26 protein-coding genes and 3 pseudogenes are annotated in these 23202 nt (G+C 41.3%); 16 read left to right on the top strand and 13 right to left on the bottom strand.

The features are described 5' to 3' along the window. Positions 1 to 61: 61 nt before the first annotated feature. The 6 genes and pseudogenes from AC4CUX_RS05560 (at position 62) to AC4CUX_RS05535 (ending at position 4758) form a co-directional block, all read left to right on the top strand. Positions 62 to 652 carry a LemA family protein gene (locus AC4CUX_RS05560; protein ID WP_005401344.1) on the top strand — a complete coding sequence of 197 codons (591 nt, stop codon included), beginning with the start codon at positions 62 to 64 and terminating at the stop codon, positions 650 to 652. A 46-nt stretch (positions 653 to 698) separates the two neighbouring features. Further along, positions 699 to 1772: a TPM domain-containing protein gene (locus AC4CUX_RS05555; RefSeq protein ID WP_005401343.1), complete on the top strand. Its 1074-nt coding sequence runs from the start codon at positions 699 to 701 to the stop codon at positions 1770 to 1772. Further along, positions 1766 to 2326, top strand: coding sequence for a TPM domain-containing protein (locus AC4CUX_RS05550; protein ID WP_005401342.1), 561 nt, complete (start codon positions 1766 to 1768; stop codon positions 2324 to 2326). Before AC4CUX_RS05555 ends, AC4CUX_RS05550 begins: the two co-directional genes overlap by 7 nt. A gap of 615 nt (positions 2327 to 2941) precedes the next feature. Then, a pseudogene (locus AC4CUX_RS05545) lies at positions 2942 to 3289 on the top strand (hypothetical protein); the annotation flags it as partial. A gap of 317 nt (positions 3290 to 3606) precedes the next feature. Continuing rightward, positions 3607 to 3792, top strand: a complete 186-nt coding sequence (locus AC4CUX_RS05540; protein ID WP_010327641.1) for a hypothetical protein — start codon at positions 3607 to 3609, stop codon at positions 3790 to 3792. Positions 3793 to 3825: 33 nt separating this feature from the next. Next, positions 3826 to 4758: an IS5-like element ISAha2 family transposase gene (locus AC4CUX_RS05535; RefSeq protein ID WP_010327640.1), complete on the top strand. Its 933-nt coding sequence runs from the start codon at positions 3826 to 3828 to the stop codon at positions 4756 to 4758. A gap of 156 nt (positions 4759 to 4914) precedes the next feature. Here AC4CUX_RS05535 and bfr read toward each other — a convergent pair whose 3' ends face one another. The 6 genes from bfr to gmk all read right to left on the bottom strand — a co-directional run bounded on the left by bfr (position 4915) and on the right by gmk (position 9739). Further along, on the bottom strand, positions 4915 to 5379 hold the full coding sequence (gene bfr, locus AC4CUX_RS05530; protein ID WP_004691472.1) for a heteropolymeric bacterioferritin subunit Bfr: 465 nt from the start codon (positions 5377 to 5379) through the stop codon (positions 4915 to 4917). 251 nt (positions 5380 to 5630) lie between these two features. After that, complete coding sequence (locus tag AC4CUX_RS05525; protein ID WP_010327639.1) at positions 5631 to 5825, bottom strand: bacterioferritin-associated ferredoxin; 195 nt, start codon at positions 5823 to 5825, stop codon at positions 5631 to 5633. Positions 5826 to 5980: 155 nt separating this feature from the next. Next, the gene (locus AC4CUX_RS05520) at positions 5981 to 6364 is read right to left on the bottom strand and encodes a RidA family protein (RefSeq protein WP_004691470.1); all 384 of its coding nucleotides are present in this window, start codon (positions 6362 to 6364) and stop codon (positions 5981 to 5983) included. A gap of 69 nt (positions 6365 to 6433) precedes the next feature. Then, positions 6434 to 8533 (bottom strand): RelA/SpoT family protein, encoded by a 2100-nt coding sequence (locus AC4CUX_RS05515; RefSeq protein ID WP_005401339.1) that lies wholly within the window; start codon positions 8531 to 8533, stop codon positions 6434 to 6436. Between the two features lie 223 nt (positions 8534 to 8756). Further along, a complete protein-coding gene (rpoZ, locus tag AC4CUX_RS05510; RefSeq protein WP_004978050.1) occupies positions 8757 to 9038 on the bottom strand; it encodes a DNA-directed RNA polymerase subunit omega in 282 nt (93 codons plus the stop codon). A 77-nt stretch (positions 9039 to 9115) separates the two neighbouring features. Then, complete coding sequence (gene gmk / locus AC4CUX_RS05505; RefSeq protein WP_005401338.1) at positions 9116 to 9739, bottom strand: guanylate kinase; 624 nt, start codon at positions 9737 to 9739, stop codon at positions 9116 to 9118. Between the two features lie 134 nt (positions 9740 to 9873). Here gmk and ispH point away from each other — a divergent pair, with 134 nt between their 5' ends. Continuing rightward, positions 9874 to 10824, top strand: coding sequence for a 4-hydroxy-3-methylbut-2-enyl diphosphate reductase (ispH, locus tag AC4CUX_RS05500; protein ID WP_004978047.1), 951 nt, complete (start codon positions 9874 to 9876; stop codon positions 10822 to 10824). A gap of 214 nt (positions 10825 to 11038) precedes the next feature. Here the strand turns inward: ispH and AC4CUX_RS05495 are convergent, their stop codons facing one another. Beyond that, positions 11039 to 11971 (bottom strand): IS5-like element ISAjo1 family transposase, encoded by a 933-nt coding sequence (locus AC4CUX_RS05495; RefSeq protein WP_005401337.1) that lies wholly within the window; start codon positions 11969 to 11971, stop codon positions 11039 to 11041. A 462-nt stretch (positions 11972 to 12433) separates the two neighbouring features. On the opposite strand from AC4CUX_RS05495, the gene rpsP reads away from it, so the two are divergent. The 4 genes from rpsP to rplS all read left to right on the top strand — a co-directional run bounded on the left by rpsP (position 12434) and on the right by rplS (position 14550). After that, positions 12434 to 12691 (top strand): 30S ribosomal protein S16, encoded by a 258-nt coding sequence (gene rpsP / locus AC4CUX_RS05490; protein ID WP_004718284.1) that lies wholly within the window; start codon positions 12434 to 12436, stop codon positions 12689 to 12691. A 28-nt stretch (positions 12692 to 12719) separates the two neighbouring features. Beyond that, positions 12720 to 13268, top strand: a complete 549-nt coding sequence (rimM, locus tag AC4CUX_RS05485) for a ribosome maturation factor RimM (protein ID WP_005401336.1) — start codon at positions 12720 to 12722, stop codon at positions 13266 to 13268. A 26-nt stretch (positions 13269 to 13294) separates the two neighbouring features. Continuing rightward, positions 13295 to 14035 (top strand): tRNA (guanosine(37)-N1)-methyltransferase TrmD, encoded by a 741-nt coding sequence (gene trmD / locus AC4CUX_RS05480; protein ID WP_005401335.1) that lies wholly within the window; start codon positions 13295 to 13297, stop codon positions 14033 to 14035. A 140-nt stretch (positions 14036 to 14175) separates the two neighbouring features. Further along, positions 14176 to 14550, top strand: a complete 375-nt coding sequence (gene rplS, locus AC4CUX_RS05475; RefSeq protein WP_004691454.1) for a 50S ribosomal protein L19 — start codon at positions 14176 to 14178, stop codon at positions 14548 to 14550. A gap of 58 nt (positions 14551 to 14608) precedes the next feature. Here the strand turns inward: rplS and AC4CUX_RS05470 are convergent. Further along, positions 14609 to 15388: pseudogene (locus tag AC4CUX_RS05470) on the bottom strand (esterase/lipase family protein); the annotation flags it as partial. A gap of 35 nt (positions 15389 to 15423) precedes the next feature. Here AC4CUX_RS05470 and AC4CUX_RS05465 point away from each other — a divergent pair. Both AC4CUX_RS05465 and AC4CUX_RS05460 read left to right on the top strand, forming a co-directional pair. Next, positions 15424 to 15771 carry an IS630 transposase-related protein gene (locus tag AC4CUX_RS05465; protein ID WP_039890557.1) on the top strand — a complete coding sequence of 116 codons (348 nt, stop codon included), beginning with the start codon at positions 15424 to 15426 and terminating at the stop codon, positions 15769 to 15771. Positions 15772 to 15788: 17 nt separating this feature from the next. After that, positions 15789 to 16262: pseudogene (locus AC4CUX_RS05460) on the top strand (IS630 family transposase); the annotation flags it as partial. Here the strand turns inward: AC4CUX_RS05460 and AC4CUX_RS05455 are convergent. The 3 genes from AC4CUX_RS05455 to AC4CUX_RS05445 form a co-directional block, all read right to left on the bottom strand. Beyond that, positions 16259 to 16468 carry a hypothetical protein gene (locus tag AC4CUX_RS05455; protein ID WP_490792225.1) on the bottom strand — a complete coding sequence of 70 codons (210 nt, stop codon included), beginning with the start codon at positions 16466 to 16468 and terminating at the stop codon, positions 16259 to 16261. The pseudogene AC4CUX_RS05460 and the gene AC4CUX_RS05455 sit on opposite strands and share 4 nt — an antisense overlap. A 173-nt stretch (positions 16469 to 16641) precedes the next feature. Further along, positions 16642 to 17595: an esterase/lipase family protein gene (locus AC4CUX_RS05450; RefSeq protein ID WP_407079366.1), complete on the bottom strand. Its 954-nt coding sequence runs from the start codon at positions 17593 to 17595 to the stop codon at positions 16642 to 16644. A 66-nt stretch (positions 17596 to 17661) separates the two neighbouring features. Next, positions 17662 to 18693, bottom strand: a complete 1032-nt coding sequence (locus AC4CUX_RS05445; RefSeq protein ID WP_005401330.1) for a lipase secretion chaperone — start codon at positions 18691 to 18693, stop codon at positions 17662 to 17664. 154 nt (positions 18694 to 18847) lie between these two features. Between AC4CUX_RS05445 and truB the strand changes: the two genes are divergently transcribed. The 3 genes from truB (at position 18848) to AC4CUX_RS05430 (ending at position 21172) form a co-directional block, all read left to right on the top strand. Continuing rightward, positions 18848 to 19753: a tRNA pseudouridine(55) synthase TruB gene (gene truB / locus AC4CUX_RS05440; RefSeq protein WP_005401329.1), complete on the top strand. Its 906-nt coding sequence runs from the start codon at positions 18848 to 18850 to the stop codon at positions 19751 to 19753. 34 nt (positions 19754 to 19787) lie between these two features. Next, complete coding sequence (locus AC4CUX_RS05435; RefSeq protein WP_005401328.1) at positions 19788 to 20555, top strand: sulfite exporter TauE/SafE family protein; 768 nt, start codon at positions 19788 to 19790, stop codon at positions 20553 to 20555. A 158-nt stretch (positions 20556 to 20713) separates the two neighbouring features. Beyond that, positions 20714 to 21172 carry a hemerythrin domain-containing protein gene (locus AC4CUX_RS05430; RefSeq protein ID WP_176538362.1) on the top strand — a complete coding sequence of 153 codons (459 nt, stop codon included), beginning with the start codon at positions 20714 to 20716 and terminating at the stop codon, positions 21170 to 21172. A 41-nt stretch (positions 21173 to 21213) separates the two neighbouring features. Here AC4CUX_RS05430 and AC4CUX_RS05425 read toward each other — a convergent pair whose 3' ends face one another. After that, positions 21214 to 22086 (bottom strand): EamA family transporter, encoded by an 873-nt coding sequence (locus tag AC4CUX_RS05425; RefSeq protein WP_005401327.1) that lies wholly within the window; start codon positions 22084 to 22086, stop codon positions 21214 to 21216. A 178-nt stretch (positions 22087 to 22264) separates the two neighbouring features. After that, a complete protein-coding gene (locus AC4CUX_RS05420) occupies positions 22265 to 23140 on the bottom strand; it encodes an EamA family transporter (protein WP_005401326.1) in 876 nt (291 codons plus the stop codon). Positions 23141 to 23202 lie beyond the last annotated feature (62 nt).

The following is a 23202-nucleotide window of genomic DNA, read 5'->3' as shown; positions in this document are numbered from 1 at the left end:
ATAATCAAATGTGTTTACAATCAGGTTATTGCAATAAATACAAAAGAAAGAGGATAGCTGAATGAATTTTATGAAAAAAACTGCTGTCGTTGTTGCCCTTGTGAGCACGTTAACGCTATCGGGCTGTGGTTATAATACCTTACAGGTCAAAGATGAGGCAGTTACAGCTGCTTGGTCGGAAGTACAAAACCAATATCAGCGCCGTGCAGATTTGGTGCCGAACTTGGTGAATGTAGTGAAGGGGTATGCTAAGCATGAAGAGCAAGTCCTAACTGAGGTCACACAGGCTCGTGCCAATGTGGCAGGTTTAAAAGTCGATAAAGAAGTATTAGAAGACCCTGCATTATTCCAAAAATATCAAGAAGCTCAGGCGCAAATGACAGGTGCATTGTCGCGTTTAATTGCGGTCTCAGAAAACTATCCAGACTTAAAAGCCAATGAGCAATTCCGTGATTTACAGGTTCAACTCGAAGGTACCGAAAACCGTATTGCGGTAGCGCGTAATCGCTACATTAGTACAGTACAAGACTTTAACTCCTATGCACGTCAGTTCCCACAAGTCATGACTGCGAAGGTGATTGGGATGGACACCAAACCGAACTTTAGTGCGGAGCAAAGTGCGCAAAAAGCACCAACGGTATCATTTAACTAGTTGAAACCTCAGTGATCTCACGCAATCGTAGCTATAGGGTGAATGAATGATAGGACGGCAGCAGTTCTTACGGTTTTCCTATAAATGGATGCTTGCATTCATTTTATCAGGACTGCTGTGTCTAAGTTCTTTAACATGGGCGGAAGTTGCTACAGCAACAGATGGTGCTGCGGAAACAATCGTTGCTGGAAAGATGATTCAAGGTCAGCAAGCAGCGAGTTCTAATAAGGTAAGCTCTACCAATACTGATGCCGTGCCACAACCACCCATTGCCAATGATATGGCAGAAGGTGAATTGATATGGGCGTTACCGACCTTAAATGAACCCGTGATCGATCAAGCACATATTTTAAGTGCTGAAGATAAGGAAGCTATTGGCCAAAAAATTCGTGCCTTGCATGACACAGGAAAAGCCCAAATAGGCGTAGTGATTGTCCCGACCACAGGTCAAGAGGATATTTTTGGTTTTGCAATGCGTATTGCAGACCAATGGCAGCTCGGTTCAGCAAAGCAGGACAACGGTTTGCTGATTGCAATTGCCGTTAATGACCGACGTATGCAAATTCTTACGGGTTATGGTTTGGAAGGCGTCATTCCTGACATTATTGCGAATCGCATTATTAATCAACAAATCACACCGTATTTTAAACAAGCTCAGTATGCTCAAGGGATCAATGCAGGGCTTACTGAAATTGAACGTATTTTAAATCTTGACCCTGAAGTTGCAGCCCAAGCAGCGCAGGAATTACAAGAACGCCAAGACCAAGCCATTCGAGAGCAGGAAGCCAAAAGTAAAACCTTTAGTACTGCTTTATTTATCTTAATTGCTGGCGCAATTGGCTCATTTGTGGTGGGGAAGCGTTTAAGTGCCTCGACGGCTGCAGTTGCAGGCATCGTGGCAGGCTTGGTCAATGGAGCTGGTTTAGTCACCAGTTTGCTAATTGGTGGTGGGATTTTCTTTTTACTCATCACGGCCTTAGCCCAAACGATATTTCAGCTCTTTCTCTCTTCTGGCGGTGGAGGTGGGCGCGGAGGTCGTGGCGGCGGCGGTTTTGGTGGAGGTGGATATAGTGGCGGGGGCGGCGGCTTCGGCGGTGGAGGAGCATCAGGGTCATGGTAACAACAACTGAAACGACGGACATCGTTACTAAACCAAAGCTAGATGAAGTTGTACAACCGAGTTTTAAGCGTTGGTTAAAGCATTTATTACATATGCCAGCTAGTAAACGCTTTTTTAATCAGCAAGATCAACATGCGATTGCGCAAGCGGTATCTGCTGCTGAACATGGGCACATTGGTGAAATCCAAGTGGTGATCGAAGGGCACATGCCTGCTCGAGAAGCCTATTATTTAGATACTCGTGGACGTGCGAAACAACTGTTTGCTGAGCTCGGTGTGTGGGATACCGAGTTGAATAGCGGGATTTTACTGTACTTAAACTTGTGTGAGCGTAAAGTCGAGATTGTCATTGACCGTGGAATACAGTTAGCTACTACACAGCAGGTGTGGGACGAGGTCTGCCAAAGTATTATTGCAAAAATGGCACAGCAACAGTATCGGCAGGCTTTAGTCGATGCCGTTACTGAAGTTGGGACTATTTTGGATCATTTCTATGCCAATAAAATAGAGGATAAAGCTGATGAATTGAGCAATTCGCCAATTATGTTGAACTAGAAAGAGGGAAACTGACAATATTTGTCAGTTTTTTACATAAAAACACAATGCTCAAAAATAAATTTTTAAATAGTGAAATAAAGTGCTGTTTTTTATTTAAAAATAAATATAATAAAAGTTGGCATAATACATGCTAATTACAAAGTAGCTTAAAAAGCTTATAAAAAATTAACAAAACATTTGTGGAGAATGTTATGAACGCTCAAAAGGGTTTCACTCTTATTGATACTCCATAAGTGTCCATATAAAATGAACAATCCATAAGTAAGTCAATATGGACATAAAAATAATAAATTTGATATGAAGAATCACTATTATCTTTTTCTACTTTTTTCAATCTCCGGTTTTACTCATGCTCAAGAACTAGACTTCATTCAATATTCAGATATTTCATCAATTCCTCAAATTGTTTTGAATCCAAAAATCCAAACAGAACTTCAAACATTGTTAAAGCATGATTATCTAAAATTTCAGGTGGTGTTTCAAAAAGTATGCTAGTTAATTCTGTCAATAGAGAAATTGAAAATAAGTAAATTAAATTCACTATATTTTTAATGCTTTATGAGATTTCAATTGTGGTTAAAATATAATCAGTATACTTTTTGAAACACCACCAAATTTCAATCTAATTTTGACAATTACTCAGCGCCATATTTACTGAAAACAGATGAGGCGCTGTATTATGAAGGTCGGTCTGGAAGCACTTTAGATGCTTCATCCGCGATTGTGTTTAAAGATGGGCGATTGTTTGCTGCAATATATTTTTCCAATACCAAGACTTTAAAATACTTTAGCAACGATGCCAGTTGCTCAGAACAGTTACATCCTGCGATTCAAGTTTTTGCTCAGCAGCGTGAAATTCAAGGTATTGAATATGCAACAGCTAGAGCCAATACCGCTTTAAAATATAATTTTGGCCCCGCTTCAAAATGTGAAACCTATTTTAAAAAATTAGGAAGATAGCTGTGTTAGCGGCAGTGTAAAAATGCCCCCCTAACGGCATTTAAAAACTGCCCCCCTTGGTTAATATAGTGGTCGATTTATTGTTCGTGTTCCATCATTGTTCATCAAAAACTTGCCTTGGAAGCAGCAGGGCGTGGTGTAAGTATGAATCATCAGGTGTTGGCAAAAATTAGCTTATGTGACTATTTCTGGTCGTCTAACAAGTAAGAATAACTGGTATGCTACGAACAGTAATAGGTGATCGTTTTATCTAGTAATTTGTATGATATTGTTAGATTTAAGGCTTGATCAGTAAAATTAGAGCTTGAGGTGATGCTATGACGTTATTGGAACAGCAGGTAGTACCAGCAGCTGTATTGGGAAAGTCAGTACTTAGGGCTGCTAAACTGCTTTCCCTTAGTCAGTCTCCGCTCGCAATAGTGCTAGATATGGATGTTGAGGCAATCACTCAATTGCAAAACCAACCTGAATTAGATCCAAATGGCTTTGTTGCACAAACCTAGCCTATAAGGTTTATTCAGTCCTATAATTTCAAAATGAATAAACCTACTCCTAAAACTTATCGTACAACCAACTGGTCTTCCTATAATCGCGCTCTCATTAATTGGGGCAACATTTCCATTTGGTTTGATCCAAACACTCAGTGGTATGCACAACCACAAAACAAGCAAGGTCGAAATCAAACTTACTCCGATACGGCTATTCAATGCTGTTTAATGATCAAATCTTTATTTAGACTCTCTTTACGCATGGTCACAGGTTTTGTTCAAAGTCTGATTAAACTTTGTGGATTAAATTGGACCGCACCAGATTACAGTACGCTTTGTCGAAGACAAAAACATATTGATATTGCGATTAGCTATCAAAAAAGTAGTGATGGGCTACATCTACTCGTCGACTCAACTGGCTTAAAGTTTCTAGGTGAAGGTGAGTGGAAACGTAAGAAACATGGACCTGAATATCGTCGCCAATGGCGTAAGCTTCATATTGGCATCGATGCTGAAACCTTGCAAATACGTGCAGTACAGCTTACTACAAATAATGTGAGCGATTCGCAAGTACTCGGTGATTTACTTGCTCAAATTCCCTTAGATGAACGAATTGATTCGGTCTATACCGATGGTGCTTATGACACGAAGCACTGCAGACAAGTCATTCTAGATCGAGATGCACATGCGCTCATTCCGCCAAGAAAAAATGCAAAACCATGGAAAGATCAGAAATTGAGATCTTTAGAGCGGAATGAGTTACTGAAAACAGTTAAACGTTTAGGAAGAACGCTTTGGAAAAAATGGTCTGGTTATCATCGTCGAAGTTTAGTTGAAACCAAGATGCATTGCATCAAACTATTAGGTGATAAATTAACAGCAAGGAGTTTTTCTAGTCAGGTGAATGAGATTCATGCACGCATAGCCGTATTGAACAAATTTACAGAATTAGGTCGTCCTCATACCCAAGTTGTCATTTGAATTCTGTTCAAATGAGCAGAGTGTTATCTTTTAAATCTTTGTGCAACAAAGCCCCTGAGAACTGTACTCAAAATTAATGATTATTTTATCTTTGGAAATAAGCATAAACAGTAAAAAACCTGCATATGCAGGTTTTTTTTAAACAGTAGAAAAGTCTTAAATTTGACTCTGTATATAATTTTCTACACCGACGGTTTCAACCAAATCGAGTTGTGTAGTTGTCCAATCTAACCACTCTTCTTCTTTTTCTAAAATCTCTTGAACAAGATCTCGAGTAACGTAGTCCAGTTGTTCTTCGGCAAGCTTAACAGCGGCTTGAATGGATTCAATGTTCTCTTTAACTTTACGGACATCACAGTTTAGAACTTCAACAGTATGTTGGCCGATATAGAGTTTACCCAAGTGTTGTAAGTTTGGTAGACCTTCTAAAAAAAGAATGCGCTCAATAATTTTGTCAGCATGCTTCATTTGACGGATTGACTCTTTATATTCAGCTGAACCGAGTTGCTCAATTCCCCAATCATTAAACATACGAGAGTGCAGGAAATTTTGGTTAATGGCAGTTAAATGATGATAAAGCACCTGATTTAACTGATTAATTACATCACGATTGCCTTTCATGAGAAAGCTCCATTCAAACTGCGGCTTAAAAATAATATCAATAACTTATGAGAAATATCTTAAACAACAAAGTGGATTTTGGCGAGTAATTTATAGAACAGCAAATGAAAATCGCAATCAAAAGCATACGAGGTGGAAATTGGATTTTTAGGCATTTAAAAAGAAAACCCGCTTAGAGTCATAAGCGGGGGAGGAGCTACTCATAAAGAGTACGTTTATAATTATGGTTATTCTAAAAACGAATAAAATATCTAGGCAGCAATAGCTAAGCGTGAGGCAATCGCAGAGACTTCTGCGCTGATGATTGAGCGTGCTTCTGGTGCACAGCGACCACAGCATGTCCCGAGATCCAGCATCTCGCGAACTTCGCGATAACTGCCCGCACCATTTTCAACAGCGTCTTTAATATCTTGATCTGTAATACCACGGCATAAGCACACGTACATTTCAGCAAGCCACATGAATGAAATAAGATAAGTGATATTATTGATAATTGTTATCGTTTGTCAATAAAAATCATTTGAAATCTCATTTGTCTTTATTGGAATTTTGGATAAAAAAAAGCCACTCAATCGGTGGCTTTTTCTTAAAAAAATATAACTTATTGATTAATAATCACAATGCCATCCATCTCAACCAATGCATTTTTAGGTAGGCTAGCCACACCGAGTGCAGCGCGTGCAGGGTAAGGTTGTGCGAAATACTCGCCCATAATTTGATTGACCAACTGGAAGTTTGAAAGATCGGTTAAGAAAATATTCAACTTCGCGATATCAGCCAGTGTTCCACCAGCAGCTTCACAGACAGCTTTTAAATTATCAAACACACGACGAATTTGTGCTTCAATGCCTTCAACCAACTCCATACTGTATGGGTCTAAACCGATCTGACCAGAAAGGTAAAGTGTATTGCCGACTAAGATTGCTTGCGAATAAGTGCCGATCGCAGCAGGGGCATTTTCAGTATGAATTACTTGGCGGGACATCGTGTTCTCCTATTATATTCACCATCAATCATAGCCTAGATTGGCATTAAAATGTGTGGATTTAAACAATTAACTCGCAATCGATGTTTCCGCAATACTAACAGGTTGAGCCAATCGACTGATACGTGGGAAGCCAAAATGCATACGTAGATCACGAATGATTTTTGCAATTTGCTTACGGTTGTGCACCACAACATTGACATAAGTCTTATCATCTTGATTACACACCATTTCGACCCCGATTTTTTCTTTACGGCATTGATAAATTAGGTCAGAAATTTGTTCGTCATCCATGGCCATGTTAATCAATAAATATGCAGTAAAACTAATTTCTTCTTCATTCTCGTTAGTCCACTGCAACGGCATGATATTTTCAGGGTGCAGATGTTGTTCATGTAGGAGGTTATGACAACGTGCACGATGCACAATAAGACCGCGGCGTGATAAATGTCCTTGAATTGGGTCACCCAACACAGGGTTACAGCAATGTGCGTATTTAACATCGACACCCTCAGTACCTTGAATGAGTCTGTCAGATTCCTGTGCACTTTGGTCATGCGCAAACAAATGATTCGCAACCAATTGCGGCAGTAAATCGCCCACGGCAATTTGTTCAAAGAGTTGGTCTTTACTTTCAATATGTCGCCATTGTAAAAGTTCTAACCAATCTGATTCGGTTAAATCTTTAATGGATACATTGAATAGCTTTAAAGCGCGATTTAAAGCTTGTTGTCCAACAAGGCGTTGTTCTTCGATGTCTTGCTCACGCAGTATATTTTGTAAGGCACGACGGGCTTTTTGCGTGTTGACAAAGCTGAGCCAATCTGGGTTTGGGGTGGCCAAGACATCAGTAATAATTTCAATCACCTGACCACTGTGCAATGGCGTAGAAAGTGGTTTAGTTTCCCCATTGATTTTCGCACCTACCGCATGGTTACCTAAAAATAAGCTAGCAGAGTAGGCAAAATCGACTACCGTTGCACCTTGTGGTAACTCGTGTAGATGACCTTGTGGGGTATACACCCAAATTTTCTCTTGGTGTAAATAATCGAGCAGTTCGCTAAAAGTGGTTTTAGCACAGGCTCCATCGATCAAGACATTCAAGTTCTGCATCGAGGCTTGAATCGCAGAGCGGCAAGCTTGCGGAGCACTATCGCCTAGGACTACACCAAAACGCGCAGCTTTGCGCATCAGTTCGGTTTGAATGGTGACTGATAAGGTTGTGTTTTCACCTTTTAAACGTAGTAGTAGCGATTGGTTACCACCTGGGAGTGGTTTACGAATATGGTCTGCAAAGTGTAAAACTTGAAAACTCTCTCGCAACACATCGGCTAAGCGGTCACAGTCAGCAATACTATTTAGAATAATTTCAAAGGCATGACTATGCGTAAGTTCATGTAGATCAATGTCATTTTTTACAAAGTGACGTAACAGTTCGATATTATTATTTTTCTTTTTAATTCGACCTGAGATTTGATGGGTTTTTAATAGCTCAGTAAGATTATTTTCCCATTTGCTTTGATATTCACAGCGTTTGGGTTTGGTTTGCAGGAGGGCTTCTTGGACATTGTTATACATGTCGAGATCAAGGTTTTGATAACACAGATGTTCGAGGTTATCGCCCATCTCATTCATACCAACAATACGTGCCATTGGGACAAAAATATCAAAGGTTTCTTGAGCAATACGCGCACGCTTATCGGGACGTAGTGCATCCAAGGTAGTCATGTTGTGATAGCGGTCAGCCAGTTTAATAATAATGACACGTGGGTCTTGTAATGTGGCTTGCAGAATTTTTCGGAAAGAAGCGGCTTTATTATATTCTTTATCGCTGGATTGACTAAGTTTGGTGACGCCATCGACCAGTTCGGAAACGGTTTTTCCAAATTTTTCTGCAATATCTTCTTTGCTAAAGTCTGTGTCTTCAATCACATCATGTAAAAGTGCCGCCATCAGGGTTTCGGGATCTAGACGCATATGCGCTAAAATGCAGCTTACCGCAATCGGGTGCAAAATATAGGGTTCGCCACTTTTACGGGTAATACCATCATGGGCAATATCCGCATAATCACAGGCCGCAAGCACTCGTTCGACGTCGCTTTCAGTTAAGTAAGCATCGATAATAGTTTTGAGCTGTTGTTTAGCTTGGCTGACCATTGGGCCTGGCATAAAACACCTTTAAGACGTAGCAATTACAAGAAAATTTTACTGATCCTCTAATGGAAAACATATTGCATGAGTTGTCAAATTTTTCATTGAGAGAAAAGCAAAAAAGATACACCTAAACCACGATGAATCCTATCTTCTAGTTATAACGTGTATTGCACAAATATAAAAGTTATCCAATAAAAAAGCCTAGTTAAAAACTAGGCTTTTAAGCGATAAATTTTTCTTATTGGAAAGAAAAACCATCTAAATTCAAATTGTTTGCAGAAAGTGCAAGATCAAGACTCGAAGTTTGGTAGTCTTGCTCACGTTGTTTCAAAATATCTTTAGAAACATGACCGATTGCGATTTCACGTAATGCAACAACAGTCGGTTTGTCATTGTCCCACTCAACAGTAGGTTCAATGCCTTGACGTGCCAATTGACGCGCGCGTTTGCTTGCCACTAGTACAAGCTCAAAGCGGTTGTCTACATGGTCTAAACAATCTTCAACGGTTACGCGTGCCATAAGAGTTCTCGTTACAAAGGCTAAAATTAAACAGACTGTGCAGTATAAAGTGCTTTGTCTGTAGACTCAAGTTTTAATCACTTTTCAACTGGGGTGATCAGCTCAGAAATCATTTTCTGATGACGACTTGCTTGCTGAGTAATGACTAAACGATTGGCAATAATCACAGACTCAAGATCGTGCAAAGCTTTATTAAAGTCATCGTTGATAATGACATAGTCGAAGTTAACATATTGTTGCATGTCTTCAACTGCACAGCCTAAACGCCGCTCAATCACTTCAACCGAGTCTGTGCCACGGTTAGACAGACGCTGACGCAGATCAAACTGGCTTGGTGGTAAAATGAAAATTTGTTTAGAGTCAGGAAAAAGCTTGCGAACTTGCTGTGCGCCTTGCCAGTCAATTTCTAATAGAACATCATGACCTTTCGCGAGTTGTTCTTTCACAGTAGCTTGAGCTGTACCATAGTAATTGCCAAAGACTTCAGCGTATTCAATAAAACCACCTTGTTCAACCAAGGCCAAAAATGAGTCTTTTTCGGTAAAATGGTAATGTACACCATCAAGTTCGCCGGGACGTTGCCCACGTGTAGTATGAGAAACAGAAACGTGAAGATTCGTTACACGATCGAGGAGGGCTTTTACGAGGGATGTTTTGCCTGTTCCTGAAGCTGCAGAAACGACAAACAAGAGACCCGACATGATATTTTTCCTGATATGATAAAATATCTTCTCTATTTTAGAGCAGACAAGGTTTAAACGAAATAGCAAGGCGTCACTTTGTTTGCATTTATTTTATTAGTTTCCGCTGATTGAAAAGTGGTATCGAGGAACATATGGAAATTGTATTGGCCAATCCACGTGGTTTTTGTGCAGGTGTTGACCGTGCGATTGCCATCGTAAATCGTGCACTTGAGTGTTTTAATCCCCCCATTTATGTAAGACATGAAGTGGTACACAATAAATTTGTCGTGGACGATTTACGTCAACGGGGTGCAATTTTTGTCGATGAGCTAGATGAAGTACCCGATGACAATATTGTAATTTTTAGTGCGCATGGGGTTTCTAAAGCGGTACAGATCGAAGCCGAGCGTCGTGGTTTAAAAGTTTTTGATGCAACCTGTCCATTGGTGACCAAGGTTCATATTGAAGTTACTAAATATGCTCGTGAGGGAGTTGAGGCTATCTTAATTGGTCATGAAGGCCACCCTGAAGTTGAAGGTACCATGGGGCAATATGACCTGAAAAATGGTGGTGCGATTTATTTGGTTGAAGATGAACAAGACGTGGCTGAGCTTCAAGTGCATCATCCTGAGCGAGTGGCTTTTGTGACTCAAACAACTTTATCGATCGATGATACTGCAAAAGTGATTGATGCTTTACGGGCGAAATTTCCTGAGATTCAAGGGCCGCGTAAAGATGACATTTGTTATGCGACTCAAAATCGTCAAGATGCGGTGCGTGATTTAGCAACCCAATGTGATGTGGTGTTGGTGGTCGGTTCACCAAACTCATCGAATTCAAATCGTTTACGAGAATTGGCCGAGCGAATGGGTAAAGCGGCTTATTTGGTCGATAATGCAGATGAACTTCAACAGGCATGGTTTGAAAATATTGCTAAAGTTGGCGTCACAGCGGGTGCATCTGCACCTGAAATTTTAATTAAGCAAGTGATTCAACGATTACAAGACTGGGGTGCAACACCACCACAAGAGCTGGCCGGAACGGAAGAAAATATTACCTTTAGTTTGCCAAAAGAGTTACGTATTGCAGTAACTCAAGCCTAAAGTGTTAATTTCATTTAATAAGTTTTTATATGTAGTTGAAAATGCCCCTTCTTTAAAAAAAGGGGGCATTTAGTTATTGATAACTGATAGAGGATGGGGTGACGGATTTAACTGTGACTGGGATAGAGTTGCCAGCAGCATCAGAATTTCCTAGTACAACATGGCTTTGTTGCATAAAGATTTAAAAGTTAAATTTACCCTGTTCTACTCAAATTCAAGTGACAACTTGGGTGAGAGGTCGACCTAACTCCGTAAATTTATTTAATACTGCCACACGTGCATGCATTTCATTGACTTGACTTTGAAAGTTTCTCGTACTGAGTTTATCCCCCAATAATTTGATGCAATGCATCTTGGTTTCGACCAAACTTCGCCGATGATAGCCTGACCATTTTTTCCATAGTGTCCTGCCGAAACGTTTAACTGTTCGAAGTAATTCATTTCGCTCTCGCGAATGAACTTTGTTATCTTTCCAAGGCTTTGTATTTTTTCTGGGTGGAATCACTGCATACGCTTGCCGATCTGCAATGACCTGACGGCATTGTTTGGTGTCATAAGCCCCGTCTGTATAGACTGAATCAATCTGCTCATCCAATGGGATTTGATCAAGTAAATCTCCAAGGACTTGCGAATCACTGACATTATTTGTTGTCAGCTGTACAGCTCGTATTTGCAAGGTTCTAGCATCTATACCAATATGTAATTTACGCCATTGCCGACGATATTCAGGCTGATGTTTCTTACGTTTCCATTCACCTTCGCCTAAAAACTTAAGGCCAGTTGAGTCTATCAATAGATGTAATCCTTCATGACTTTTTTGATAGCTGATCGCAATATCAATCTGCTTTTGTCGTCTGCAAAGTGTGGAATAATCTGGTGCTGTCCAACTTAACCCACTGAGTTGAATTAGGCTTTGCACAAAGCCTGTGACCATACGCAAAGAAAGTCGAAAGATAGATTTGATCATCAAACAGCACTGAATTGCTGTATCAGAATAAGTTTGATTTCTTCCATGCTTAGCCTGTGGCTGAGCATACCATTTAGTCTGAGGATCGAACCAAGTTGAAATATTTCCTCGCTTGATTAGAGCTTGGTTATAAGAGGACCAATTCGTTGTGCGATAAATTTTAGATGCAGGATTCTTCATTTGGAAATTATATTGCTGAAGAAGCCTTTAAGAATAGCTTTGTGCAACAAAGCCCATCGCAACTATAAAACTAGAGAAGAAGCTAAAGCAGATATTACAAAATACATAGATAGAGCTATTTTATAATCAGCAGAGAATTCAGAAAGGATTAGATTTTAAGACACCAAATTAAATGGCAGAGGACTTTTACAAGTTGGCTGCCTAGAATCTCCCAAGTGGAAGTGTCCTATTATTTCAGCACACATCACAAAGGAACAGACATTAATAGCGGTTCTGCCTGTACTCCTTCAACCACCTCCAACTGGGACGGCAGATAAAATCCAAATTCAAAATTGTGGATAAACAAATTTTGATCTTCCTTTCGCAGTAAAGATAACGTAAAATATTGCCCTCTATGAAAGGGGTTTGAAATGTTCCGGTGGTCGGGGCAGGGATAATCCGTAAAAACTATAAGGTTGTATCATGGTAGTTATTCGTCTTGCACGCGGTGGTGCTAAAAAACGTCCGTTCTATCAAGTTATTGTAACTGATAGCCGTAATGCACGTGACGGTCGTTTCATCGAACGTATTGGTTTCTTCAACCCAACAGCTCAAGGTAAAGCAGAAAAACTTCGTTTAGATGCTGATCGTTTTGCACACTGGGTTGCTCAAGGTGCTCAACCATCTGAACGTGTTGCTTCTTTAGCTGCTCAAGCTAAGAAAGCTGCAGCTACTGCATAATTTTTGCTAATTAAGTAGTAGGTAGCCCATGACACCAACACAGAATGTTCCCGAAGATCGTATTCAGATTGGACAGTTACGTTCAGCATATGGATTAAATGGGTGGCTCTGGATCTATTCCAATACAGAACCGATGAGCAACATCTTTGACTATCTGCCTTGGTACATTGAAACCAAAGCAGGTTGGCAAACAATAGATGTAAAACGTTGGAAACCGCATGGCAAAGGCTTAGTTGTTTCGCTCAAAGGCGTCATTGATCGCACTGCAGCAGATAACCTAGTTGGCGCAAATGTTTGGATTTCAAAAGCGCAACTTCCTAAAGCAGGAATGGATGAGTTTTACTGGTCAGATTTGAAAGGCTTAACAGTGTTAGGTTTGGATGATGAAGAACAAGAAGTAAATCTCGGAAAAATCCATGAAATGTTTGAGACAGGTGCCAATGATGTGATGGTGGTTCACGCAACACCAGACAGTATTGATACTGAAGAACGTATGATTCCATGGCATAAAGATGTGGTGCACCGCGTTGATCTCGAAGCTGGTCGTATCTACGTTAATTGGGGCGTAGATTACTAATTATTTTGGAAATACGGGGGTCTGCGATGTTTTTTGCAGTCATTACGCTTTTTCCTGAAATGTTTGAAGCGATTACAGCCTACGGTATTAGCGGGCGTGCAGCAAAAAGTGATTTAGTACAAGTAACTTGTATTAATCCTCGTGATTATGCTGAGGGCAACTACAAACGAGTGGATGAACGTCCATTTGGTGGTGGTCCAGGTATGGTGATGATGGCTGAGCCTCTGGCAAAAGCAATTCAACATGCCAAAGAGCTTGCCATGCAAGCAGGTGCAGTTCATGTTCCTGTGGTGTATATGTCACCGCAAGGAAAAACCTTAAATGAGCCTGCAGTACAACAATTTGTCGACTATGATGGATTGATTGTGCTGTGTGGTCGTTATGAAGGGGTCGATGAACGTTTGATCCAAAAATATGTTGATCAGGAATGGTCCATAGGGGATTACGTTTTATCGGGTGGAGAACTTCCTGCGATGGTTTTATTAGACAGTATTATTCGGAGACTTCCGGGTGCAATGTCTGATGAACAGTCTCATGTGCAAGACTCATTCGTGGATGGTCTTTTGGACTGCCCACAATATACCAAGCCAGACCATTTTGAAGGTTTGGATGTCCCTGAAGTCTTAAAGTCGGGACATCATGCCAATATTGAGAAATGGCGGTTTTTGCAGCGTTATCAACGAACACAACAACGCCGACCTGAGTTGGTGGACAATGTAGAGTTGACGAAGCAGCAAAAGAAATGGCTAACAGATTTGAATACTTAATTCAGAGTATTCTTTTAATAGGCTCTTTGTGCATTGAAGTGGTCAAGCATAAAGAGAAAGATAATCGGGTCTATGCGATTTAGCCTCTATACCCAGCGGATATCAGACCTCTTCTGACCCGCACATATTGGAGATACCCCATGAGCGGTAAGCATCCTTTAGTACAAGCTGTTGAAAATGCACAGCTTAAACAAGACATCCCAGCTTTTGCACCAGGCGATACAGTTATCGTTCAGGTTAAAGTAAAAGAGGGTGACCGTGAGCGTCTTCAGGCATTTGAAGGTGTTGTAATCGCGAAGAAAAACCGTGGCTTGAACTCTGCGTTCACAGTACGTAAAATTTCTAGCGGTGTTGGTGTTGAGCGTGTTTTCCAAACTCACTCTCCAATCGTTGCTAAAATCGAAGTGAAACGTCGTGGTGACGTTCGTCGTGCTAAACTTTACTACCTACGTGAATTGTCTGGTAAAGCTGCACGTATTCGTGAAAAGTTACCAGCTCGTAAAGTTAAAGCTTAATTTTAAGTTTTATACGAGTAAAAAATGCGCCCAATGGCGCATTTTTTATGCCTAAATTTTAGAGTCCTTGAAGCTTCAATCGGTTGGCGTGTTGTCGGTAAACATCAACAGGGTCTGGAGCAAAAATAGAACGTAATCCAAAGAACTGGTTAATCACATCTAAATGGTTCCAATTATAGTTATCGCGCACGGTCTTACCATACTTGGCACTACAACGTGAAACTAAGCCATCGTTATCATTGGGCGCTTGCATGAGTAAGCCTGTCGCCGCCAGTAATGAGTCTGGATCAAGTACGTTCGTCAACGTTGAGTTGCCAGAGAAAGAGTAAAAATAAATTCCATTTTCTTTCGCTAAACCTTCACCACAGCTTGTTTTTGGCATACCCAGTGGATATTTTTGTGCAAAAGCTTTAGCCCCAGCTTGACTTAAACTTTTACCCGCACCGAGTGCATCATGTGGAAGTGAGTTTGGGTTTTGCTGTTGTGCCCAAACAATAGCCTTGGACCCAAAGTTGATTAAGCCCACCAGTGGTTGTTCTAGCGGTGTACCTTGCGCGGAAATAATCAAATCCGCCACAGGAGAGCCTTTTAAAGGACTAGAAATGGCTGTTGCAGACGCGATTTTATTGGGCATAACATTTGAGACATAAGCAATACTATGCCCGCCGTGACTATGCCCAAGCAAATTGACTTTGGGTGCTCCTGTAATCGCTAAGATTTCACCAACTTGTTGCAGCAGTTGTTCACCACGAACTTCAGATGTGTTGAATGGAGAAACGCGTGTTGCCCATGCGTTTGCACCGTTACGGGCTAAATCTGGCAAGATTTGATACCAATATAGTCAACACGTCAAAAAACCAATACAATACTGATATGAGTTATCCAATACATTTTAGAAAAAAAATATTAGCCAAGCTTGAAGAAGGTCAATCTATCCGAGCGGTTGCTCAGCACTTCGAAATTAATAAAAATACAATTGTCGAATGGAAAAAGCGAATCGAAATAAAAAGAACTCGACCAAGAAAACCATCTAAAGTTGATGATGATGCCTTACGTGCAGATGTTGAGCAATATCCTGATGATTATCAATATGAACGCGCTGCTCGTTTTGGTTGTGCTACTTCTACAATTGGAGATGCGCTCAAGCGTCTAAATATTACAGTTAAAAAAAGACCTTACGGCACCCGAAAGCAAAAACAGAACTCAGAGAGCAGTATTTAAAAGATTTAAACCGATTAAGGTATCAACACCCGATCATCTATCTTGATGAAAGTGGATTTAAATCTCATGAACATAGACCTCATGGTTATTCAAAACAGGGAACTCCTTGTTATGGAACATATAATTGGCAATTAAAAAATCAAACCAATGCAATAGGAGCAATCCATGAGGGTAAGTTATTTGCAGTGGGTTTATTTGATAGCAAAGTAAATTCGGATGTATTTTATTTTTGGGTAGATCAGTTTTTATTACCAGAACTACCCTCGAATAGTGTAATTGTCATGGACAATGCAGCCTTCCATAAACGACCAGATATACAAGATCTATTAAGCCAACATGGGCATCAAATACTTTGGTTACCACCTTATAGTCCTGACCTTAATCCTATTGAAAAAATGTGGGCATGGGTGAAAGCAAAAAGGAAAAAATGGTTGGTTAACTCAATAGATAAGCTTTTTAGTCGTTTCTTTAACGAGTGTATGGGTAATTAAGCGGTTTGACTATAATCCACACCAAGTTCATCGGTTCCTGCTCGAATCCAGCCACCCATACAATGTGCAAAAACCAAAGGGTATTTGGTCTTTGCATAATTAGAGGCAACGTAGTTTGATTTAATTTGTGAAGCAGCTGCTTGCGTTTGTGTAACAGCAAGTGCGCAGGTCGACAGCAGTCCAGCTATCAATAATCCATATTTCATTGATCATCCTCGTTTTTTAGTTTTTATGACGACAATTTAAGTTGTCAAAAATGAGTATAAAGGTGAGGGAGGAGGAGCGTAGAGAAATCCGATTAAATTAAATACAGTTTGTAACTGGATAATTCTAGGAGGCATCCCTCCGAAACGTTAAAGATTCGAAGGGAAAAATAGAACTAGAGTCCTTGCATTTTTAAGCGATTGGCATGTTGGCGATAGACATCAACAGGGTCTGCGCTAAATAGTCCACGTAGTCCCATAACTTGGTTGACCTCATCTAAATGGTTCCAGTCATAGTTATCACGGATGACTTTACCGAAGTGTGTACTACAGCGTGCCACTAAACCATCATTGTCTAAATGTCCATAGGCCAAAGGCCCCAACAGTGAGATCGCACTATCTGCGACATCGAGAATGTTCGTGACTTGAGACGTACCAGTCCACGAATAGTAATACACGCCATTGCTGGATGTTGCACCGCTCTTGTTACAGTCCGAAGCCAGTGCTGTTGTTGGATATTTCTGATTAAAAACACTGGAACCTTGCTCACTAATTGAGGTGAGTGATGCTGTTAAATTGCTTTTTAAGGCAGGGTTACTTTGCCCATAAGCAAGCATAGGACCAATAATATAATCCACCGCTAGACTGAGTAGTTGCGTTCCACCTTGATTGGCGAGAAGTTTATCCGCGACTTTTGAACCTCTAAACGTTGCCCCCACACCTGTCAGTGAGGCCACATATTGCGGTTTAACTGCTTCTACATAGCGGATGGTTGGTCCACCATGGCTATGCCCAATCAAATTGACTTTAGGTTTATTGGTTAGGGCGATGACCTCTTCAACTTGTTGTAGTAACTGTTCACCTCGTACTTCAGTTGATTCTAAAGGGGAAATTTGTGCTGCAAAGGTGGTCGCACCATTTCGAGCCAAGTCGGGTAAAATTTGATACCAGTAATCTAGTCCAAGTTCGGCAACGCCCACTCGGCTGAACCCAAACATGCCATGAGTAAATAGCAATGGATATTTAGTTTGAGCATAATTACTTTTTACGCTTGCAGTCACCGTCTGCAATCCAGCTGTGGCTGTGGTTGCGCTGAGTCCAAGGCTGGTAACCAGACCTACGAGTGACATTGTTTGTATCATTCTTTTCGTTATAAACATTTTTTTCATCCTGAAAAAGTCAAACACGGTATAGCTTTAATCTGCGAACGGAAGTTTTCCTCCCGTGTCATGCGTGGTTTCAAAGGCTCCTAGTCGAAGTTGTTCTTGTGAATTATTAAACTGTTGATCACGTAGTTTTTGAATGGCTTGCTGCTGCGCGTCTTGACTCATGTTGCTGTTGAGAATGCTGTCGCGTTGTTCTAAGTAGGTATTGACCCGAGATTTCCAATTGTTTCGATCTTTGTCGAGTTTTTCTAAGCGTACGGTCGCTTCGGCACCGACAAGATTCTGGCGCATTTGGCGAATTTCTTCGGCAGAGCCGCCGCGCGCTTTAATATCTGAGGTCAGTTTACGCAGATCTTCGAGTTTGGAGAGTTGTTCTAGGTTTTCTTTCCAATCTTCAGGCAGTTGAGCAAACAACTCTTTCAGTTTCTGCGCTTTTTGTACTTCAGTTAAGGACTGATCTGCCATGATGCTCATGCGGTCTAAGGTATATTCATGGTAGGTATTTTCAGCGCCAAAGAGGCCTTCGATTTCATAGTCGGAAAAGAACTGGCTACGTAGGTTTTTCATCAAAGTAAAAATTTTACGATAGTACTCAGGGTCTTCTTTATTTAGGCTTGGCTCCTTCAGGCTACCCAATTGCACACGATAATCTATATAGCGAGTCCAAAGATCTAAAATCTGCTTAAGCGCAGGTTCTTGATAACCTTGCTGGATATAGGCTTTAAAATCTTGCTTGATCTGGTCAATATTTTTTTCACCATATTGGGTAATGAAATATTCAAAACAGTTACGTGTTTGTTCATTAACAACTAAGCGATTATTTTGGTCGAGCACCAGTTGGCAGTTGACTTCAGTGTCCTGTTGGCTGTTGCTGACAAAAGGCAGCCCCGATGCATGTGGCAAGTCTGACGCTGCGGGTAATAAGCCTGTCGTATTTTGAGCACTAGAGCGAATCGGCCCTTGGTTTGAGCCAACAGTTGCATTGGGTGCGAGCCAAATGAGAAAACCAAGAATGACAACGATGATCACGGCGAAAATGAGCCATAATTTCTTTTTTTGCATATCCTATGCCTAACATCCCTATTGTATTTTTTATTTGGTTCATATGAATGAACTCAGTTTATTCTGAAACAAAAGAGCAAATAAACAACAGAAAAGTTGTAAAACTAGACAAGCGGTTGATAGTATTGCGGCAGCTTTAAGACGTGTCTATGTTATGAAATCATCTGCTTCAAAAATCCAGCGCCGTGCCGTGAATGGTGTATTTTTATTGAATAAGCCATTGGGGATTAGTTCAAATGCGGCATTGCAAAAAGTACGTTGGTTATACCGTGCGCAAAAGGCGGGGCATACGGGAGCGCTTGATCCATTGGCATCGGGACTGCTGCCGATTTGTTTGGGCGAAGCGACCAAGTTTTCACACTTTTTGTTGGACTCGGTGAAGCGCTACCAAACCACCATTCAGCTGGGTCACAGTACCACCACAGGTGATGTAGAAGGTGAGCAACTGTTAAAGCAGGCTGTACCTGAGTTAACCGAAGATTTGATTGAAGCCGTTTTGGCTCAGTTTATGGGTGATATTAAGCAAGTTCCACCAATGTATTCCGCTTTGAAGAAAGATGGTCGTCCTTTATATGAGCTAGCCCGTAAAGGGATTGAAATTGAGCGTGAAGCCCGTCCGGTTACCATCTCTGCGATTGAGTTGCTTTCATTCACAGCAGACAGCGTCACCCTTGATATTACCTGCTCGAAAGGCACATATATTCGTGTTTTAGGCGAAGATATTGCGAAGGCATTGGGTACTTATGGTCATTTAACTTATTTACACCGTATTAAAACAGGTCATTTTGATCTGATTCCAAGTTATACCATTGAGTATTTGGAAAGTTTGTCTGAACAAGAGCGCGAAGCACTGTTGTTACCTGTATATGCACCTGTAGATCATTTTCCTAAAGTACAAGTTCCAGAAGGACGCAGTGAATACTTTAGTCGCGGTATGGAAAGTAATACTGAGCATACGGCCGAAGCACAGGTCTTGGTTTTCGATGGGGAAAAATGCTTAGGCTTAGCTGAAGTTACGGATAAGAAAAGATTGGTTCCAAAGCGGGTTTTAAATCTATAATCGAAATATATCACTCGGTAAAAAAGGATAAGGCGTGGACATTGACATTATTATCAGTCTGATCTTTTTTGCCTTTTGTGCAGGCGCAATTGACGCTGCCGTTGGCGGTGGTGGGCTGATCCAAATTCCCGCTTTGATGAATGCCTTTCCGTCGATGGCGCCTGCCACTTTATTTGGCACCAACAAATTAGCGGCAGTGGTGGGTACAGCCACTTCAGCCGTTTCCTTTGCCCGTAAAGTTCGCTTTGAATGGAAACTTTTGGCTGTGGTCGCAGTATGTGCCACCATCAGTTCATTTGGGGGCGCGGCTAGTGTCGCTATGATTCCAAAAGAGGTTCTCCAACCCTTTGTCTTGCTCATGTTGATTGTGATGGCGGTCTATACCCTCATGAAGAAGCAATTTGGGCAAGTGCATATGGCGCAAACTGTGACGCCTAAAATTTTGTTGTTGGCGGGTCTCGGAAGTTTAGCCATTGGCTTTTATGATGGTTTGTTTGGCCCAGGCACGGGCAGTTTCTTTATTTTCTATTTTATTCGCTATTTACGCGTTGATTTTTTGCATGCGGCGGCATTGGCTAAAATTGGCAATGTGATGACCAATCTTGCGGCGCTAAGCTTTTTCATTCCCTCGGGGCATGTGCTCTTTGCTGTAGGAGGCACGATGGCCGTCGCAAATATGATCGGGTCTATTTGTGGGGTAAAAATGGCGCTGAAATATGGCAGCGGCTTTATTCGTATTTTATTTCTTATTTTGGTAACTATTTTAATTCTCAGATTGAGCTATCAAATGTTTTTGATGTAATGGTGCGATACCTTTAAAACTTCATTACAAAAAACGCGCAGTCTGTGACCTCATTTCTCGTTTATTGCATTTAAGATCAATACAGCGCACTCAATGCTGTGCCAAGAAGCTTTTCAATAAAAAATGATGTTTTAAGTTGAACTGAACTGGAGCATAGAATGAATATATTTGAAGCCTTAAGAGAAAGTCACGTTATACAACGAAATTTGGCTGAACGACTACTCCAAACTTCAGGGGATACGCCTGAGCGCCGTGAGCTATTTGAACGCCTTAAAAATGAATTATTTGCCCATGCTGTGGCAGAAGACCGTTATTTTTATATCCCTTTAATGATGACTGATTCGGGTCTTAACATTACCCGCCATGCTTTGGCAGAACACCATAAAATGGATGAGTTATTGGAACAATTGACCGAGACGGAGTTCTCCAATCCGGGCTGGTTGGCAATTGCAAAAAAATTATCGGATACTGTACATCATCACTTACAAGAAGAGGAGCATGGTTTTTTTCAGCAAGCCGGAAAAATTTTACTCGATGCTCAAAAGACTGCGCTCGCCAAGCAGTATCAGCAGGAATACAAAAAGTACAAAAAAATTGAAAAAGACAGTTTGGTTTAAGTCCATTTTAAACAAAAGATGGCGAGTGCCATCTTTTGTGATTAAATCGCGTCATCACTTTGCTGTTTGGCTCTAAAGGTAACCCCAACAGAGGCAATCATAATGCAAACCAGCGCCAACGTTTGCCACATGCTAATTTGTTCTTTCAGTAGTAACCAACCTGCCAAGGCTGCTAAAGCCGGTGACAAACTTGAAAGCGTCCCATAGCTGAGTTTACTTAAACGTTTCAACGCCATGAGGTCTAGAGCATAGGGAATGGTTGTGGCGAGTAGTGCAATCAATAAGGCTTTGGGCCAGTATTCCGTTTGCATTAGCGCTGTAGGGTTATGCGTGGCGCTAATGGGCAGTAGCACCAAGGCTGAGATCACAATAGCAATACTGAGGGCATGCATGCCGATATTTTGACGGACGACTTTTTGCCCAAAATAAATATACAGCGCCCAGCACGCACCCGCTGAAACCGCAAATGCAGCACCTAAGAAAGAGAAGTTGGTTGCATTCGCTTGATGCCACGGCACCATCAGTGCAATGCCTAAAATCGCTAATCCGACCCAGATATAATCACGACGTTGTTTAATCGAGAGTAGCGCTAAAGTTAAAGGACCTAAAAACTCTAAACCGACGGCAATACCTTGCGGCAGTTTACCCAGCGAAGCGTAGAATAAAATATTCATGAGGCATAAGGCTGCCGTGTAGCTGAGTAAATCTTTCCACTTTAAATGCGGTAGGCGTTTCATGATGCTCCATGAGCGGAACATCAGCACAATTAAAATTGCCGCAAAGCACAGTCTAAGGGTCACCACGGTTAGCGGGTCAAGGATGGCAATCAACTGCTTGGCAAAAGAAGCACTGATTTGATAGGACAGCATGGACAAGACCATGAACATCACTGCCATCAGTTGAGAATTAGGCATCATGCACACATCAGGTCATGGCGACCTGTTATTTTAAGAAGGTGGATTAGTATAACGATTCACAACCCAAGTTGGATGCTGAATAAGCTGATTTTTTGAAATGCAACGACATGAATTTAAAAGTAATCGATAGAGCCGTTGGATTTAAAAGCTAAATTCAAACTCTGGATTACATCGTTTAAACTGTAGCTTGGCGGTTTTTCTGAGCTGTATAGGTACAACCAATAGATGCCATGATAATCACGCTAAGTGCAAGCCACTGTGACCACAATAGTTGCTCGCCTAGAAAGACAAAACCAGATAGTGCTGCAATGGCAGGCTCAAGGCTCATGAGCGTTCCAAAACTTAGAGCGGTTAAATTGCGTAGCGCAATCATTTCCAAGCTAAAAGGCAAAGCGCTGGCTAAAACTGCTAAAGCCACGAAATAAATCAGGTTTGAGGGTTCAAACACATTTGTGGGTAAACCACTGAATAGGGCAAGCGGCATTAATATCAGCATGCCGACAAACATGCCCAAGCACACGGTATGGTTGCCCGAAACACCCGATGGGCGCTGCCCCGCCACGATATACAAGGCCCAACATGCACCTGCACCTAGGGCAAATGCGATCCCAAGAGGATCTAAAGGTTGAGCTGCTTGGTCGAAAGGAAAAAGTAAAACCAAGCCTAAAATAGCCAGCCCGACCCAAACAAAGTCAAAGCGTTGTTTGGCATAAAACAGCGCAACACTGAGCGGGCCAATAAACTCAAACGACACTGCAATGCCGAGTGGCAGGCGAGCAATGGATAAATAAAACAATAGGTTCATACCTGCTAAAGCAAAACCATAGCTGAGAATGGCTTTATATTTGACTTGCTTAAAATCAACCTGCCAAATTTTAAACAGCACGGCCAAGATGATTGATCCCAACAGCAAGCGCATGGCGGAAACAGTTAAAATGGGAAATTGATCAAACAAAACTTTGGCCAGTGAACCACTACTTTGCAAGCTAAGCATTGCAATCAGCAATAAAAAGGTCGCTTGGAGGTGGGGAGTACTTTTTAGATTTGGCATTATTGGAATACTAGATAGGGAAGTGAATACTTGGAAAAAGTAGCGGAGAATGTGCTTGGGTC

Source organism: Acinetobacter sp. 231_lipA, from assembly GCF_058243005.1.
This window is presented reverse-complemented; position numbering and strand designations above follow the sequence as displayed.